The sequence below is a fragment of the Pseudomonas sp. 24 E 13 genome, from assembly GCF_900004715.1.
GTDB lineage: Bacteria > Pseudomonadota > Gammaproteobacteria > Pseudomonadales > Pseudomonadaceae > Aquipseudomonas > Aquipseudomonas orientalis_A.
The window spans coordinates 1-14,101 of record NZ_CVTO01000014.1 but is presented as its reverse complement, the minus strand read 5'-3'; the positions used below and the strand labels follow the sequence as shown (position 1 = coordinate 14,101).

At 60.5% G+C, this 14,101-nt stretch carries 17 protein-coding genes and 1 pseudogene; 10 read left to right on the top strand and 8 right to left on the bottom strand.

The features are described from left to right. From BFP90_RS00590 to BFP90_RS00580, 3 genes are all read left to right on the top strand, one after another. A partial coding sequence (locus BFP90_RS00590) for a hypothetical protein (protein ID WP_218061237.1) occupies window positions 1-438 on the top strand: 438 nt, incomplete at its 5' end. After that, the gene (locus BFP90_RS00585; RefSeq protein ID WP_205901652.1) at window positions 435-1,076 is read left to right on the top strand and encodes a tail fiber protein; all 642 of its coding nucleotides are present in this window, start codon (window positions 435-437) and stop codon (window positions 1,074-1,076) included. The genes BFP90_RS00590 and BFP90_RS00585, both read left to right, overlap by 4 nt. Window positions 1,077-1,136: 60 nt before the next feature. After that, on the top strand, window positions 1,137-1,589 hold the full coding sequence (locus tag BFP90_RS00580) for a hypothetical protein (protein ID WP_065886625.1): 453 nt from the start codon (window positions 1,137-1,139) through the stop codon (window positions 1,587-1,589). On the opposite strand, the gene BFP90_RS27935 is transcribed toward BFP90_RS00580, so the two are convergent. The 6 genes from BFP90_RS27935 to BFP90_RS00550 all read right to left on the bottom strand — a co-directional run bounded on the left by BFP90_RS27935 (window position 1,586) and on the right by BFP90_RS00550 (window position 5,805). Continuing rightward, the gene (locus tag BFP90_RS27935; protein ID WP_141688881.1) at window positions 1,586-2,692 is read right to left on the bottom strand and encodes a DUF1906 domain-containing protein; all 1,107 of its coding nucleotides are present in this window, start codon (window positions 2,690-2,692) and stop codon (window positions 1,586-1,588) included. The two genes, BFP90_RS00580 and BFP90_RS27935, sit on opposite strands and share 4 nt — an antisense overlap. A gap of 84 nt (window positions 2,693-2,776) precedes the next feature. Further along, window positions 2,777-3,352, bottom strand: coding sequence for a hypothetical protein (locus BFP90_RS00570; protein ID WP_065894062.1), 576 nt, complete (start codon window positions 3,350-3,352; stop codon window positions 2,777-2,779). Window positions 3,353-3,361: 9 nt separating this feature from the next. Further along, a complete protein-coding gene (locus tag BFP90_RS00565) occupies window positions 3,362-4,021 on the bottom strand; it encodes a hypothetical protein (RefSeq protein ID WP_065895705.1) in 660 nt (219 codons plus the stop codon). After that, window positions 4,018-4,683, bottom strand: coding sequence for a hypothetical protein (locus BFP90_RS00560; protein ID WP_065894060.1), 666 nt, complete (start codon window positions 4,681-4,683; stop codon window positions 4,018-4,020). The genes BFP90_RS00565 and BFP90_RS00560 overlap by 4 nt, the downstream gene beginning before the upstream one ends. Before the next feature lie 120 nt (window positions 4,684-4,803). Continuing rightward, entirely contained in the window at window positions 4,804-5,418 is a 615-nt protein-coding gene (locus BFP90_RS00555) for a hypothetical protein (RefSeq protein WP_065894059.1), read from the bottom strand. A 189-nt stretch (window positions 5,419-5,607) separates the two neighbouring features. Continuing rightward, on the bottom strand, window positions 5,608-5,805 hold the full coding sequence (locus BFP90_RS00550) for a hypothetical protein (protein WP_065895704.1): 198 nt from the start codon (window positions 5,803-5,805) through the stop codon (window positions 5,608-5,610). Window positions 5,806-5,993: 188 nt separating this feature from the next. On the opposite strand from BFP90_RS00550, the gene BFP90_RS00545 reads away from it, so the two are divergent. Next, window positions 5,994-6,272, top strand: coding sequence for an antitoxin of toxin-antitoxin stability system (locus tag BFP90_RS00545; protein ID WP_065895703.1), 279 nt, complete (start codon window positions 5,994-5,996; stop codon window positions 6,270-6,272). Next, complete coding sequence (locus BFP90_RS26930) at window positions 6,269-6,562, top strand: type II toxin-antitoxin system RelE/ParE family toxin (protein ID WP_083203129.1); 294 nt, start codon at window positions 6,269-6,271, stop codon at window positions 6,560-6,562. Before BFP90_RS00545 ends, BFP90_RS26930 begins: the two co-directional genes overlap by 4 nt. 117 nt (window positions 6,563-6,679) lie before the next feature. On the opposite strand, the gene BFP90_RS00535 is transcribed toward BFP90_RS26930, so the two are convergent. Continuing rightward, window positions 6,680-8,260: a glycosyltransferase family 39 protein gene (locus BFP90_RS00535; protein ID WP_065895701.1), complete on the bottom strand. Its 1,581-nt coding sequence runs from the start codon at window positions 8,258-8,260 to the stop codon at window positions 6,680-6,682. A 191-nt stretch (window positions 8,261-8,451) separates the two neighbouring features. Between BFP90_RS00535 and BFP90_RS00530 the strand changes: the two genes are divergently transcribed. The 5 genes and pseudogenes from BFP90_RS00530 (at window position 8,452) to BFP90_RS00510 (ending at window position 13,444) form a co-directional block, all read left to right on the top strand. Next, a complete protein-coding gene (locus BFP90_RS00530; RefSeq protein ID WP_065895700.1) occupies window positions 8,452-10,614 on the top strand; it encodes an outer membrane assembly lipoprotein YfiO in 2,163 nt (720 codons plus the stop codon). Next, a complete protein-coding gene (locus tag BFP90_RS00525) occupies window positions 10,611-11,315 on the top strand; it encodes a DUF3142 domain-containing protein (protein WP_065894053.1) in 705 nt (234 codons plus the stop codon). Before BFP90_RS00530 ends, BFP90_RS00525 begins: the two co-directional genes overlap by 4 nt. Window positions 11,316-11,385: 70 nt before the next feature. Further along, window positions 11,386-12,075, top strand: coding sequence for a hypothetical protein (locus tag BFP90_RS00520; RefSeq protein ID WP_065894052.1), 690 nt, complete (start codon window positions 11,386-11,388; stop codon window positions 12,073-12,075). A 14-nt stretch (window positions 12,076-12,089) separates the two neighbouring features. Next, a pseudogene (locus tag BFP90_RS29450) lies at window positions 12,090-12,776 on the top strand (hypothetical protein). Further along, the gene (locus BFP90_RS00510) at window positions 12,773-13,444 is read left to right on the top strand and encodes a serine/threonine protein phosphatase (RefSeq protein WP_065895699.1); all 672 of its coding nucleotides are present in this window, start codon (window positions 12,773-12,775) and stop codon (window positions 13,442-13,444) included. Before BFP90_RS29450 ends, BFP90_RS00510 begins: the two are co-directional and overlap by 4 nt. A 122-nt stretch (window positions 13,445-13,566) precedes the next feature. Here BFP90_RS00510 and BFP90_RS00505 read toward each other — a convergent pair. Next, window positions 13,567-14,101: TolC family protein (locus tag BFP90_RS00505; RefSeq protein WP_141688880.1), on the bottom strand; the 535-nt coding region annotated here is incomplete at its 5' end.

Below are 14,101 nucleotides of genomic sequence, written 5' to 3'. Positions count from 1 at the left end.
TCTGCGCCGACGTTCGCGGGCGGCACCCTGGCGGGGCCGGGACGCGTGCAATTTATCGACGATCTGTTCGAATGGGATGAGATGAATATTCAGTTCTATCGCCAGGAGGACGGCGCGCATTATCCGTTGGCAGTCGACGATGACGGCGAGGCTCTGTCGCCATTGGCGGCCTTCCAGGCTGCCGATCTGGCCCGGGTGCTGGTGCCGGCCCGGCCGCGCAAGGCCTTGTCTGTGCTCTACCTGCTATCTTCCGGCCAGCTCTGGCAGGCGGGCGATGACAGCGTACCGGTCGAAGCCCACGACGTGGCCACCGTCAACGCGCTGAAGTCGAGCGAGACAGCGCACGACGGCGCTCAGTGCGTCGGCCAACCCTGGGAGATCCTGGTGCCCACGGCGATGCAAGTGATCGACGGCGTTTCCCTGGAGGGCATTCTATGAGCAGACGTCACGGCGCGTGGCCGATGGGCCTGGTGTCGGACGGCAGCTTGCCGGTCGGGGCGGTGACCGCCTTCGCGGGGGCTGTGGGCACCCCGGTGCCGAATACCGCCAAACCTGCAGACGTAACGGCGGACAGCAGCCTGCTCCCGATTGAGGCATGGGGCTGGATGTTATGCGACGGGCGCGAGCTTGAAGTGAGCGTGTACGAGGAGCTGCACGCCATGCTGGGTTACCTGTACGGCGGCAGCGGCGCGACCTTTCATATCCCCGATTACCGTGGCACGTTCCTGCGTGGCAACGATTGTGGCGCCCTTAAGGACCCGGACACCGCGATACGCACCGACCCCACCGGCAGCGCTAAGGTCAAGGCGGGGATCGGCTCGCGCCAGACTGCCGCGATGCTGACTCACGAACACACCTATCAAACCGTGCCCGTGGCCGTGCAGATCGTCGAAGCCGGCTCGGCAGACAGCGCCACGCCTGGGCAGTCGGTGACATCGGCACCGACGGACGCCCAAGGCAATGTGTTGAGCGCCGGTGTCAGCCAGTTTGAGACACGCCCCAGCAACATTGCAGTCAACTACTTGATCAAGTTCACCAGCGGCGCTGGCTCCCCTTGGGCACAGTTGTGGCTGTGAGCGGCATCGACAGCGTTTTCCCCTTTCATTCGATACTTGGCATTCTGAACGGCGGACACCATGGGCAATTCAGCAGAACCGATAACCGACACGGATGTTGCGGCGCGCCAGGAGGCGCTGCGCCTCGATTTTGCGGTGAGCCTGAACGAGGAACACGTCACCTTGCAGGTCGCGACGCAGGTCGCATCAATCGCGCTGGGTGAGCGCACCCACCATTACAGCGTGCTGGCGCTGGCCAGGCATCGCTTGCGTGACGCCGAACGCGGGCTGGACCTCTCCAGCCAGGGATGGATCGAGACGGCGGAGCTGGCCCAAAGCCTGGGCATCGACGAGGCGCACTTGAATATCCACATTTTTCGCGCCCGCACCCAGTTCCGAAGGGCCATCGCGGCCACCGGCCAGGCACCCGAGCTGATCGAGCGGCGGCGTCGCGAATTGCGCATTGGCAGCCTGTACTTTCAGATCACGCGGGGTTCGGCACTGGAGGGCCGCTTCTGGCCGTCAACCCACTAGGATGGGAGCAGGGCGGGCCACAATTGCGGGTACCCGCCCTTGTTATCGGTGGTCGCATAGTTCGAATCAATCGCTATCGGCAGCTTGCTCGAGACTGCTTTGGGCGGGATCGACTGCACCATTTGGTAGCCGCGCCCCGGAATGTCCGGCACGCTGCTGATGGATTTCCAGTAGGCCTGGAACGGCAATTGGTAGAGCTGCTCGCCGCTCAGTCCGCTATTGGCGCCGACATAGAGGCCGGGCGAGTAGCCCGCGTCTTTCACAGCCAGGAACCAGGCATTGCAGTAGTCAATCACCGCCTGCGCCGCGCTTTTGATATTGACGTTTTCCAGGTCCATCCAGACGCTGACGCCGTGGGGTATGCCAACGGTCTGGGCGTGGGCCACGGCGTATTGCCCATACTCTTTGCCCAACGCGCCGGTCGGCGACCAGGGGTAGAAGCGCACGTGCTGCACCGGCATCAGCCCGAGGCCGTGTTGTCGGATAAGCAGCGCTTCGTCGGCACTCAGATCGCCTTTGCTCGCGTTGTCCTCATGGGAAAGGTAACGCAGGCAAAACCCGTAATGACGCGAAACAAACTCCAGCACCATCTTTTCATCCAGCACGCTATCGGTATCAAAACCCTGGAGCGGTGGCGGCACGGTGGCCTTGCTGTTGCTCGGGGCTGGGTGGCCGCTCAGGTGCTCTGCAGCCCCCAGGCAGCGAACGCCTTTGGTGCGGTCGGCATAAATGCCGTTGCAGCCGGTTTTGATGTCGGTGAGTGTCGAACTGCGATTTTTTGCCTGGTTGAAGTATTGCTGTATGCCGGCCCAGATCGCGGCGGTGCCGCCCTTCAGTTGGCCGCCGGTACACGCATCCAGGCTCAAGGGCGCGCTGCGGAGTGCGCCGCTCAATGTCGAAAACGTGGCGGCCTGGATGGCCGCCAATTGGTCGAGAGTGCCTGGCAGGCTGCAGTTGAAGTGAGCGCACCAGGACGATCCGTCACTCATCCGCGCAATCATTCCTACGCCAATCGAGCAGTTATCGGTACCGATGGAATGCCCGTAAGGGACTTGGCTCAGCGCCCCCTGGACGACGCGTTGGTTCACGGCAATAGCAGGCATGTGCGTTCCTCGTACGGGGGATCGGGGCTGAACCCTTGGAGCAGGTTGCGCGCCAGCCAGCCGGGCTGGCGGCGCCCTGGCCGTTTATGCCGGCACTCCTACCACCAGGCTGGTATAGCCCATCTTTGTCAGCCGCTGGGGCAAGTCTGCAAGCACCAGTCCCAATTGCACGACACCGATGTTGGAGTCGTAAGCGGTATACGTTAAGGGCACATCCGCTCCGGGAGTGGTTGAGGGAGTAATCAGAAAGCCCAGCACGTGCACATTGTTGCCGGCCCAAATCTTGGTTCCTGCTGGATACGTTGGCAGTGCTGTAACGAAGGCGGCAGGCAGGACGACGCTGGCGTTGGCGATAGACAACTGCGCTTCCTTCGTTTGACTGTCCAGGCCCAGCAGTGTGATCAGTTGCCCGGCTGCTGTGATCTTGACGGCGTCGACCAGGTTCGAGAGGCCGTAAACCTGCGGGCTGTTTGGATCGTTGAGCCAGTAAGTGGTCAGCAATGAGCAGAATTGGTTGACGTAAAACCAGTTGGAGCCGGGGGGCTGCGTCTGAATGAGGTACTCCACCGCGTCGGGGTCCGTGGCATCCAATGTGGCCATGTCGACGAAGAGCGTGGGATTTGGCGTGGTAATGGCGCCGATGCTGATGTGATTAGTCATGTTTTTTCCTTATTGAGCGGAACGGTAGCGATCAATGCATGGCGGGGAAATCCCGCTTTTGGCGCCTGGGTGCCAGTGATGGTGTTCATCCAGATAAAAACTCAGCGCGTAGACGTCAGCGGGAAAATGGACCCTCAGCGTCGGGTGGTGGCGACTGTGGTCGACCACGCTGGCGGCGCCGACATGGTTGGCGGCCGCTATGCAGTAAGCGGGGGTGAAGTCGTATTGCCGGGATGTCATTGCAGTGCTCACCAAAGTACCGGCACCGTCCATGCAGGTTCCGATCAGGTAGGTGTGGTCGGGCACGTTGTCCTCGACCGCGATGGTCCACGGACCCGGCGCCACCGCGCGGGTGCACGACTCAAAACTGGGCGCGTTGTTGTCCAGATTGAACAGCACGCCATGGTCCACCCCCAAGTCGACGACGCACTGGCCGCTGGCGGTAAAGGGCATGGGCGACGGGTGCTGGGAATGGGTCGACCAGATGAAACTGGGCTCGGCGTGCCACATCAGCAGCGCGTGGGAACCGGCCGGCACCAGGCTGGGGCTGGCGATCCATACCAGGGAGGCGATGCGCTCGTCCTTCGTGACGGCAGCCTGGTAGACGAAGAAGGTCCAGTCGCGGTCGGAGGCGTTTGCCAGGCGCAGGCTATAGATCGGTGCCTTCATGGCTGGTTCTGCCTGAACTGATTGGGCGACGGTTCACCGGTACTGAGCGTCCACTCGTTTTGCGCATCCAGGACAGCCGTCATGGTGCAGACCTGATCAGGAAAGCGTATGCGTGCCGGCAGGTTGAACTGGGCTGGATGCAGGGGCGCATTGGGTTTGAGGTCATAGGCACCGAAGCTGATCCAGTAGGCAAGCTGCGCCTTGCGCGCCGGCGTAAATACAGTGGTGATATTCGGGCCGGCGTTCACACTGAGTGTGGCGCCGCCGTGCATGCCCAGGCCTGCGCCTGGAGCCAGGGTGGCGATCAAGCTGCGGTCGCCCTGGATGATCAACTGGCCACTGGGCGCGGGTTCGGGACGCTCGCGAAATTCGTAACCAAAGTGCGTTTGGGCAAGTATTACAGCACTTCCCATCTCGGGCTCGGCGCTGGCGAATTGGCAACTGCTGGTGGCCTCGCTGTCATCGAGCCAGACAAAATCGTAGTCCAGACACCACTCAAAACAAACCACCACCCCCGGATTGGCCCCGGCGACGCGCCACGCATGCTGGCGCACGCCCTGCTGATTACAGGCGGCGTTGGCAAGGTCGTGATACAGGCACGCTTGGCCACTGCGTAGTGATTGATTGACAAACCACAGCGTGTAGTGGGGGTTGCTGGGCATAGTGTCTTTTCCGAAGCTGAGGGCGTAAACCGATCACGGGCAAGGCTGGCGCTACGGCCAGACCCGCCCGCCACCGGCGACGGCAGCGCCAGGGCTACCCGAACGCCGCCGCAATGCCGCTTAGGCGCTCACCCAGCGGTTGTCCGTACCCAGGGCGTAGGACAGCGCATAAATGTTGTCAGGGAAAATCACTTGTTGGGTCGGATTCACCGTAGTGACATCGAGAACGGTACCGACTTTGACTTCGAAACCGGCAGCGATGTAGTAGGTCGGCGTCGGGGTGAAATGGTGAGTCAGGTTCGGGCCCGCCTCCATGACGAATGCAGCAGAACCGCCGACGCTCATGCCCACCGTGAATTTTTTGTTGGGCACTGAGTTGTCAGCGGTGATCACCAGCGAACCGGAGGGGCTGCCTTTGGCCGGAGAGCTGAAAGACGGTGTGTTGGCGTTGTTGGAAAACTTGATCGTGTTGCTGTCGACCAGGTCGGCGCCGACGCAATCCGAAGCGTTGAAGGTTACGCCTGGCGTCACCTCGCCGACCGCGCCCCATACGAAGCCGTAGTCGATCGTCCACTCGAAAGTGATTTGAGTGCCTTGAGCGATAGTGAAGGGGCTGGCGAACCACGCCAGCGAGAAGATGTTGCTGGCGGACTGATTCGGTACCGTCTGGTAGACGTAAAAAGTCCATGGGTTCACAGAGTTGTTTTTCAGGGTCAGCTGATAAGGGTTAGCCATGTTGATCGTTCTCCACGTGTGCCATTGAGGGTACGGCCGCTGGTCGCGGTGATGGTCCGTGGGAGGAGTATTGGCAGGTTGAGGGGGTGGGGGTATTACAGGACATTACATCGCATTACAGGGAGCGTGCGGCCGACCCGCAAAACATCAGCGGCTGACCGATCACTCTCTCGTGATGGACTGCCGGCCTCAGGCCTGCTGCGCGGCCGTGACCAAGTGATGGAGGTTCTGGCTGTGCGTTTTGGCGGTAAGGGTTTCCAGCAGCTCAGTGCCGATACGGATGCGGCTGCGGGCTGTTTCGTGGAGCAGGTGCGAGGGGGCGAAGGTGTTGAAGGCCAGGACAGGGACGCTGGTTCGGTTGGATTTGAGTCGAGTGAACTGTTCCATGGGGTAGATGTACGGATCGCCAAATCCGATCGCCGATGTGCGGCGACGAGGCGGACGTTAGGGTGATGATTGGGGCTGTGCAACCGGCCTGATGATTACGACCGTCAGTCACCTCACTTCATGTCGCCCCACTCATACGTAATGACGATGTATATACTTCGTCCATACAAAATTGGAGGGACTTGTACATGTCCAAATTAGCCGTCTTCACACTGAAACTCGAATCGGAGTTGCGCGACCAATTCATGGCGGAATGCGAAGCCTCTCATCGCCCGGCATCGCAAATCGTGCGCGAAATGATGCGTAAGTTCGTACAGGCGCAACAGGAATCCAGAGAATATGACGAATTCTTACAGCGCAAAGTCGATGCCTCGCGCGCATCCATACAAGCGGGCCGAGAGATTTCCAATGAAGCTTTGGAAGCTGAATTCGCGGCAAGGCGCGCTCAAGTAGATAACCAGGAATGAGGGTCGCCTGGACACCCGAAGCAGGGCAGGACCGTCGAGATATCTGGGATTTCCTATTCGATAAAAACCCACAGGCCGCTGCCGATATGGACCGGCGTTTCAGTATTGCAGCGGCTGGCTTGGCCCACAATCCGGAAATTGGCCCCTTGGGTCGGATCTCGGGCACACGCGAAGTCATTCCTCACCCGAGCTACCGCCTGGTTTATCAACTTGAGCCAAGTGTGGTGAGAATCGTAGCTCTGGTGCATACCGCTCGCCAGTGGCCTCCCGAAAGTGACACGCCTGATTGATGCCTTAAGCGCACGGGAGCTGAATGCTCCCTGGTCCGCAGTGACGGCGTGAGGAACCGCCAGCCGATCAGCATTTTTTACGCCACCGCCAGACACTCCAGACCTTCACGCCTTCGTCTAGCGGCAGCCTTCAGGCTGCGGCGCCGGTACGTTGCATAACACGAACAACCGCGCCCTGGCGCCTCCGCCGTCCTGGCGACTGAGTTCGCGCCAGCCGTTCGGCAGCGGCGCGAATTCATCCGGCGCTTCGTTGCTGCTGATCAACCATACCCGCCGCGTTTGGACAGGCAGTGCTGACAGGCGATCCAGATAGATGCGCCCACCGTCCTGGTCCACCAGCGTGCCGAAGCCATAGGCATTCGGTCGCGTCGAGGTGCCGTCGGGTTTGGGCGGGGTGTAAAGCTGCAACTGCGCGTCGGTCTGGTCGTAATACACGTAGCTGAGGTACCACATCATGTCGCTGAGGACGATGCGGTCGTCCTCCTGGTAATTGCGATTGACGAACTCCACCGGCACGTTGAATTGATCCTGCTCATCCACCTCGAAGTTGTTCTTCAGGCCCAGCAGTTCCATGCCCACAAACAGCACCAACAGCGCTGCGCCCAACCATGACAGGCGTGACGGCAAGCGGTCGATGGCCATCGCCAGGACGATCGGCAAACCTAGGGCGTACACCGTGAGATAGCGCTCGATAAAGACCGGCGAGATAAACGACACGCCGTACACCAACAGCAACGGCAGCAGGAAAAACAACGCAGGCAAACGAGCCCCGGGGTTGCGCCATGCCGTCACCCAGACCACCGCTCCCAACAACAGCGGAAAGGTCCAGAACAGCGGCGCCCAGAAATCAACGCCTTCATCCTGCAACACGAACTGCCAGATCATCGAGGGCAGGGACAGCAGGTTGACCGGCTCTTCCCAACCAATGTCCCCGCCTACCTTGAGTTGTTCGACGTGCTGCACCAGGTCCAGAAGGTTCGGCAGCCAGGGCAGGTACAACACCACAATCGTGGCGTTGGCCACCCACCATGCCGGGCGCGTGATCAGACGCGGGCCTGGCGAGTGCAGCCCGAGGTACGCCCAGTGCACCAGCACACACAGCGCGGTGAAATAATGGGTGTAGAAACCGGCGCTCATCAACAGCACATAAGCGGCCAGGTAAAGCGTGCGCTCGGGCTGGCGCAGCCAGTAGACCAACGCCAGCGTCGCCCCCAACAGCCATACGCCGAGCAGCGAATACATGCGTACTTCCTGGCTGTAGCGCACCGCCGTCGGCAGCAGCGCCAGCAGGATGCCGGCCAGCAGCGCGGCGCGACGGGTGGACAGCTGCCGCGTCAGCCAGATCCCCAGCCCCACCACGACGGCACCGGGGATGGCGCTCATGCTCCTGATCGACCAGATGCTGTCGCCAAACACTTCGATCCAGCCGCGCAGCAGCACAAAATACAGCGGCGGATGCACATCGTGGGCGGCGTGAAACCACAGGTCGGCCAGCGCATATTCGCTGAGCAAGAGGCTCGAGCCTTCGTCACCCCAGATCGCCGCCGACGTCAGGTGGTAGAACCGCAGGACCATGGCCAGCGCCAGGATCGGCACCCACCAGAGGCGGCTGAGCCACCCGGCGCCGTCCCGGGTCAGGCGATTGAACGCAGGCAAGACCCGGACTTTTTCATTTTGCTCTACCACCGACCGACGCATATCGACTCCGTTACGACTGCCCTCTACAGGACACACCCTGCGCATGCGCAAACACCGCCACTTTAGGCCAAAAGCGGTGGGCCCGTTGCTGGAATCAGACAAATCAACAATTTGCGTAGGCCTTCACCGAAGCACTCGTAGGATCAGGCTATGATTGCCCTCCTCCACGGACTCAGGATCAAGGAAACGTTATGCGCATCGGTTTGCTGTCACCTCTGGCTCTGGCCTTGCTGGCCGTTATTCCCCTGGCGGCCCAAGCCAGTTCCGACGACTCGTGCTACCCCGACTGGCGGGTCTCGCGTGACAGTCTCGAACCGTGCAGCAACCAGCCTTTCCTCAGCCCGGGCAACGATAGCCGGGTCAACCTGCGCCTGTTGCTGGCCGATAAAAAAGCCGCGCCGCTGACGCCCAATGCCTTGGGCGAAGACGACTTGGCCCAAGGGTTCGGCCCGGTGCCGTTTCCGGTGTATCGCCTGATGCCGATTCCAGCCGCGAGCGATGAGCCCGATAACCAGGCGGACGATTCACGCACTGCCGAGCTCGACACCCTGCTCCAGCCGCTGGGCATCAAGCGCGATGAATACAAAACCGCCGGCGAAGCCTTCCTCAATGGTGAAGGCAGCCGCTGCCGCAGCAACAATGACGACAGCGCCACGGCGTTTATCAGCCAAGTGATCAAGGCCGATATGCCGCCGGCTGAGCGCGACGTATTGGTCAAAGCCCGTTTGCAGCTGCTGACAACCTGCGACTGGGACGGCCAGGTGGTGGACGCGCAGTTGACGCCCTCGGCCAACGCCCACCTGTTTCGCACTTATTTGCAGGCCGCCGCTGACTTCTACAGTGGCCGCTTCGGTGACGCTGAGCGCGGTTTCGCCGCCGCCGCGACCAGCGATGCGCCCTGGCTGAAGGAAACGGCGCTGTACATGACCGCGCGCACCTCGCTGAACCAGGCCCAGGCCCAAGCGTTCGACGAATACGGCATGCCGCAGCGCGAGCAGGTGGACAAGCCCGCGTTGAACCACGCCGAACAAGGCTTTCTCGCTTACCTGAAAACGTATCCACAAGGCGATTACGTGGCCTCCGCCCGTGGCCTGCTGCGCCGGGTGCACTGGCTGGCGAACGACGATGCCAGGCTTGCCGAAGACTTCACCTGGCAGCTGACCGAGGCCACCGACGCCCAGCGCAATGTGAGCGTGGACGAATTGGTCGAAGAAGCCGACCTCAAATTACTGATGGCCGGCAACACGTCGACGAACAGCCCAATGCTGCAGGTGGTCAGCGACCTGATGGCGATGCGTGCCCACACCCCGCCCCTGTTGAGCCGCGCAGACCTCGACAAGCAAAAGAGCACCTTCGCCAACGAGCCGGCATTGTTCGACTACCTGCAAGCGGCGTATGCCCTGTATGTCGAGCATCAACCCGACACTGCCCTCAAGCATCTGCCGGCGGACGTGCCGTCAACCCTGGACTATTTCGCCTTCAGCCAGCAAACCCTGCGCGCCCTGGCCCTGGAAGCCAAACAAGACTGGGCAGGTGCGCAAGCCCTGTGGCTGCAACTGCTGCCGCTGGCCAGGCAACCGCTGCAACGCGACCAGCTGGAGCTGGCCCTGGCGATGAACTACGAGCGCAGCGGCCAACTGGCCAAGGTATTCGCCGCCGACTCGCCGATCAGCGCCAAACAGGTACGTTACATCCTGCTGCGCAACGTCGCCGGCCCCGACCTGCTGCGCCAGCAGATCGCCAATGCCAGCGACCCGACCGAACGCCAGAGCGCGCAATTCGTGCTGCTCTACAAAGACCTGCTGCACCGCCAGTTCGCGACCTTTGCCGACGACCTCAAGCAAGCCTCGTTGTCCGAAGACAAGCTCGGCACCAGCCTGGGCTACACCTACACCAGCGGCCAGACCTTGAAGCTGTTCCAGTGGAACGGTGACAAGGCCGAATCCGGCTACGCCTGCCCAGGCATCGCGCAAACCGCCGCGACCTTGCAGGAGGATGCAAAAAACCCCCACGCCCTGAACTGTTTCGGTGAGTTCATCCTGCGCAACGGCCTGGACGGCATGCCCCTGGAACAACCCCGCGCCGCCGGGAGCCTGGGCAGCACCGCCTCGGACTTCAAGGGTGAGACCTTCTCGCGCCTGGACGGCTACAAGCAAGTGATCGCCAACGCCAAGGCACCGAAAACCGACAAGGCCTACGCACTGTTTCGCGCCATCAACTGCTACGCGCCGGCCGGCTACAACAGTTGCGGCGGTGAAGACGTGGCGCCTGCCGTGCGCAAAGGCTGGTTCCGCCAGCTCAAGAGCGGTTACGCCGACACGCAGTGGGGCAAATCGCTGCAGTACTACTGGTGAAGTCGCTGTGGCTGGGCTTGCTGTTGCTGGCGAGCCCGGCCTTCGGCGCCGTCGACGCCCGTGACTACGACGCCTTCTGGTTGTGGAGCGGTGTCACGCCCCAGCCGGTGCTCAAGCAGGCCAAAACCCTGTACATCCTCCAGGGCCAGATCAACTCCACGCGCCGCGCACCGCAACGCGGCGTGCAACTGATCGCCCAGGGCATGAGCGTGCCGCGCATCACCCAGGGCACTGTCTGGGTGGTCTACCGCGCCCATACCTTGCACTGGCCGGAACCGGTCTACACCCAACTGCTCGGCCAGGTGCAACGCTGGCGTGACGCGGGCAACCCGGTGGTCGGCATCCAGATCGACTTCGACGCCCGCACCCAATACCTGCACGAATACGCCGCCTTCCTGCGCGACCTGCGCCAGCGCCTGCCGGCCGACCTGCGCTTGAGCATCACCGGCTTGATGGACTGGAGCAGCAACGCCGACCCGGCCGCCATCGCCCAACTCAAGGGCGTGGTGGATGAAGTGGTGGTGCAGACGTATCAGGGACGCCACAGCATTCCAGACTATGCGGCCTATTTGCCCCGGATGAACCGGATGGGCGTGCCGTTCAAGGTCGGCTTGATTCAGGGTGGAGAGTGGGAGGCGCCGGGGTATTTGCAGGGGAGTGAGTGGTTTCGGGGGTATGTGGTGTTTTTGCAGAATCGTTGACACGTCGGTTAAATTTATGCAAGAAAGTGTCCTCTGTCCGCGGACAGAGGACACTAACTTTTGGGGCCATATGAAAAGTCAAGACATCGTAGTCCTGTTCAAACTGATCAGCCTCGAATTACGGGCCAAAGGGGAGCGGGTAAAAAAACGGGTGTTTTCTGTGGAGAAAGACGCCGCGGCCCTCGGTTTTCAAAGTCTTGCGGCCTATATTGAAAACTTCGAAACCGTTCAACTTTCAACAATGGATGACTGGCGCGGGTGGGATGACGCAGACGAGGATTCTGAAGAACACGCTTCGCAAAACTACTCTGTGAGAGCGCTGTCTTCAGCTTTGGGTCTGAGCAAAACCGAAGTGTCTTCATCCCTGAATCGTTGCAGGGAAATCGGCTTGATTTATACGAGGCAAATCGATGGAATCCCGCTGGTAAGAAGCACAGCGCTGCTGGATTTGGTTACGCACAGCATTCGCTATATTTTTCCGGTTAAGCCTGGCGCTATCGTCCGAGGCATTCCAACGGCCTTTGCCGCACCGGTATTGGCAGGCAAAGTGATGAGCGGAGGCGACCTTATTCCCGTCTGGCCAGATGCCTACGGAAAAAGCAAAGGGCAGGCAATTACACCGTTGTACAAAACCGTTCCCGGCGCCGTGAAGAAAGACGAGCTTCTCTATCATTTCCTGGCCCTCGTTGATGCCATCCGCATCGGCGGACCGCGTGAGACCAAAGTCGCCGACGCCATGCTGCGGGAGTGGATACTGTGACGTCCAACCGAACAATGATGCTGCAAATGCTTGAGGAGGTTGCCGAGGCCCTGGGCGAAGAGTTATGTGAGCAGGTTGCCTTTGTCGGTGGATGCACCACTGCCTTGCTTATCACTGACGAATACACCCTGGAGTCGATTCGCGGTACCGATGATGTGGACCTGGTCATTCATCTGACAGGCACCACTGATTGGTATCGGCTGGAAGAAAAACTCAAACATCGAGGTTTCAAAAACACTGGCCAAGACTCGGTAACTTGCCGTTTATGACTGGGCCAGTTGAAAGTCGATTTCATGCCGACGCAGGAGAACGTCCTAGGCTTCGCCAATACTTGGTTCGTGGGCGGGTTGGAACGCGCCATTGGCTGCACCTTGCCCAACGGAACACGGATCAGAGTGTTCGCCGCACCCTGGTTCCTCGCAGCCAAATTGCAGGCCTATCAGGGGCGCGGTCATGGCGATGTACTGATGTCCAACGACATTGAAGACATCATCGCCCTATTGGATGGCAGGGAAGAACTCATCGAAGAAGTGAAACAGGCGCCTATCGAACTGCGGCATTTCGTGAGCGAACAATTTACGGCACTGCTTGCGTTACCCGCATTTGAGGACGTGATCCAAAGCACCGCCCAGGATCCAGCTCGTACGGCGTTGATTCACGAACGACTGACCGCGTTGATTGGATTCGGAGCAACCGCTTGATCCTGCAATTGAACTTGAGTCGGCAAGGAACCGGCAGGATAGAGAACCGCGATGTCAGCGGCTCGGCACACAATGCTGGCACACACCTCTACGTGATTGCCGACGGCACTTCAAAACCAAATAGTGGCGAATTGGCAAGCGCTTTGAGTCACCACCTGCTTGAGTGTTTTCGCCATGCGCACCCTGTTGTGGTGTCTTGTCCTGAACACGCCCTGATGCTGGTGCTTACTTCCCTCGACGAAGTGCATTCAAACATCTGTCCAGACTTTCCATTGGCGTCCACCAGCTACCTTGTATTGCTGGTAGTTGGTCACACAGCAATCTCCATTCACGCAGGTGATTGCTGCCTGGGCCATCTGGAGAAGTCTCAACGCCTGAACTGGGTGAACTCACCTCATTGCGGCCCAAACTGGAGAGGCGATCTGAGCCATTCGCTCATCGCCAACTCTCCAGCCCGCAAAACACTGCTCAACTGCATGAGCCACCGACGGGCTCATGAGCCTCACATTCAATCCATGCACGTTGCCCAAGACACGACATGGATCATGGCGACAGATGGATTCTGGGCCGAACTCTCAGCCGAAGATCAGTTCAAGGCCGTCGTAGAACGTACCCTTGACGGGTGCGCAACCGAAGACGACGTCACGTTCATGTTATTGCGTACGTAAAAAAGCTGTTACCAAACGTAGGTTACGCTCGACACCACCTTTGGCCATTCGTCGTAGCAGCAATCCAAATTACTGGAGCACAGCGAGACGCGGGTCTTGTGGGTACGCCCGATTTCCTCCGATCACTGAACAGCCTGCAACGGATACACCGACTCCCACCCTCCTCCCAACGCCTTGTACAAGCCGACCATGGCCAACGACACGCCCGTGGAGCTTTCCACCCACTGTTCCTGGGTCGCCAGCAGCGCGCTTTGCACGGTGAGCACATTGACGAAATCCGCTACCCCTTCGACGTACTGGTGTTGCGCGGTGGTGAGCGCGATCTGGTTCTGGCGCACGGCTTCGGCGAGGCTGTCGCGGCGCAGTTGGCTGGCGTTGTAGCGGGTCAGTTGGTCGTCGATCTCATGCCAGGCGCGCAGCACGGTTTGCTGGTAGGCCAGCGCCGCTTCCTGTTGCTGGGCTTCACGTAAATCGACCATGCCTTGCAGGCGCCCGCCGTTGAACAGCGGCAGGCTCAATTGCGGGCCGAAGGCGAAGGCGCGTGAGCCCCAGGAGCCGAAGTCCGAGAGTTGCAGGGCCTGGGAGCCGAGGCTGCCGGACAGGGTGATGCGCGGATAGAAATCACCCTTGGCCACGCCGATGCTGGCAGTGGCGGCG